1 protein-coding gene is annotated in these 1,098 nt (G+C 51.2%); it reads right to left on the bottom strand.

Annotated features, from left to right (window positions below):
- Nucleotides 1-213: 213 nt before the first annotated feature.
- Nucleotides 214-810 (bottom strand): hypothetical protein, encoded by a 597-nt coding sequence (locus ACFWW2_RS16960; RefSeq protein WP_393929874.1) that lies wholly within the window; start codon nt 808-810, stop codon nt 214-216.
- Between the last annotated feature and the right edge of the window lie 288 nt (nt 811-1,098).

The following is a 1,098-nucleotide window of genomic DNA, read 5'->3' as shown; positions in this document are numbered from 1 at the left end:
TCGCGGTTTCAACCTTGCCGATCCACACCCAGCCAACCCCATCATGAGCCCGCGAGCTCGAAGAGAACCAAGGCAACCTCAGACGTCAGAAAAACACAAAAGTGAAAACGAACATTGACAGATTAGAGAACACAATCGGCTCATAGTGTACGCGCGCGCGCAAACACTCAAGATCGCCGCGTTCTGGTGTTTAGCATATGCAAAACCGATGGTTCATCTTCTGTCGAGATTGAAGTAGGTCGCTTCAAATGTCACCCAAATGCTCTCGTGAAAAATCTTTAGTTCGGTCGTCCTCTCCCTAATCATCGTCGGTATCGCGGCCAAATCATAAACACGCATTTTTGACTCCGGAGTAGGATACCGTTTGGCACCAGGCTCACCTCTGACCTCTGCGTAGTGATTGTCTTGCTGTTTCTCCCCGCTCGTCGTTAGGAAGATATCGTTAGCATTTTGATCCCTGTCCCTTGGCAACTCGTGCCAAATGCCGCCGTGGGCAATCTTGTTTCGAATTTTGTTTGCCTTTTCTAGCTTGCTCCTAATCTCAGTCCATTCTTCAATGAGTTTGGCTTCTTTAAAGCACAAAGCTTTAACAGCGGCGCCAGTAGCATCGAGCATGCCGCGAAACCCTTGGATAGTCCAAAACGGCAAGGCGGCCGGATATCTCGGATCTGGGTTCATGCACATCTGAAAGATCTTGCCCATCTCCCCCTCAACCTCGTTCCACTCGCAGACTATCTCACCCACATACGCATAGATTCTCCTGTAAATGGCGTTCGTTTCGTCTTTGGTCAGTCGTTTGAATTCATCCATTTCACTTGCGTTTCTCAAGCTGCGTATGGCCAGCCGCCTAATGCAGAACTGAGCACCCTTTCAACGACAAGATGCATTCCTAGTCCATCAAATGATAGCTTCTTTCGCTCAGGAACCGGCCAAGCCAGAAATTCGAACATCCGCTTTGGTGAAGGATTTTCGATGCGGGCCGGTGTGCGACTTTGCCGTTGGGAGCTGCGTGGGGCCCGCGTTGGAAATCCTCGCAAGGTGGAAGCCGCGGCGACCAGGCGCTGCCTATGGGGAAAGCGTGGTAAGGGTTGCAGCGCC

Origin of the sequence: Yoonia sp. R2-816 (genome assembly GCF_046762905.1) — a bacterium.
Classification (GTDB): domain Bacteria; phylum Pseudomonadota; class Alphaproteobacteria; order Rhodobacterales; family Rhodobacteraceae; genus Yoonia.
Note: the sequence above shows the minus strand (reverse complement) of the source record. Positions and strands in the feature narration are given on the sequence as shown.

What these genes read in the sequence shown, in the direction of transcription:
- ACFWW2_RS16960 (WP_393929874.1), bottom strand. Translation starts at nt 810, where the DNA reads ATGGATGAATTCAAACGACTGACCAAAGACGAAACGAACGCCATTTAC.